General features: G+C 38.4%; 1 protein-coding gene. It reads right to left on the bottom strand.

What is annotated here, in order from left to right; genetic code table 11:
* Positions 1–670: acyl carrier protein (locus EZM65_RS15370; RefSeq protein ID WP_136669442.1), on the bottom strand; the 670-nt coding region annotated here is incomplete at both ends.

The following is a 670-nucleotide window of genomic DNA, read 5'->3' as shown; positions in this document are numbered from 1 at the left end:
CCCCTGTATTGGTTCCCTTAATTTTATCGGTTGGTATACCGGCATCTTCCAAAGCCTGATAAACAGCCTGAAGTGTAATCCTTTGTTGAGGATCCATCAGCTCTGCCTCTCTTGGTGAAATATTAAAAAACAAGGGGTCAAACTTATCAATATCTGTTATAAACCCTCCCCACTTGGCTTTTGTCTTGGATTTCTCCTTTTGCGGATCTCCGTAATATTTCCTCCAATCCCATCTATCTGACGGAATTTCTGTAATAAGATCTTTATTTGCTTTAATATTCTCCCAAAAACTTTCCAAATCCGGTGAACCCGGAAATCGTCCGCTGATACCTACAATAGCTATAGGTGCTAAGCTTTGATCAGAAGTATCTCCCTGAATTGTATATTTACTTTGACCTGCAAAAAAATCCGGTCTTTTAGTTACAATTCTTCCCTCATGTGCTTTAGTTTCTATTATTGACTCTGCTCGGTTTACAGTAACGGATTGCTTTGCATCTCCATGTTGCTTTAACAAATTGCCGGCATGGTCTTCTATCAAAAACGCAACTAAACTTTCCACCGTTGGATAATTAAAAAACACCGTTGGCATTAAATCCAAATCATAATAAGCATTAAGCTCATTAGCCAATCTGGTCAGCAGTATCGAATCTAAACCATAATCTCCTAATTT

This window comes from Flavobacterium sp. H122 (genome assembly GCF_004959765.1).
Lineage (GTDB): Bacteria > Bacteroidota > Bacteroidia > Flavobacteriales > Flavobacteriaceae > Flavobacterium.
The sequence above is the reverse complement of the archived record's forward strand: the minus strand, read 5'-3'. Positions and strand labels throughout refer to the sequence as shown.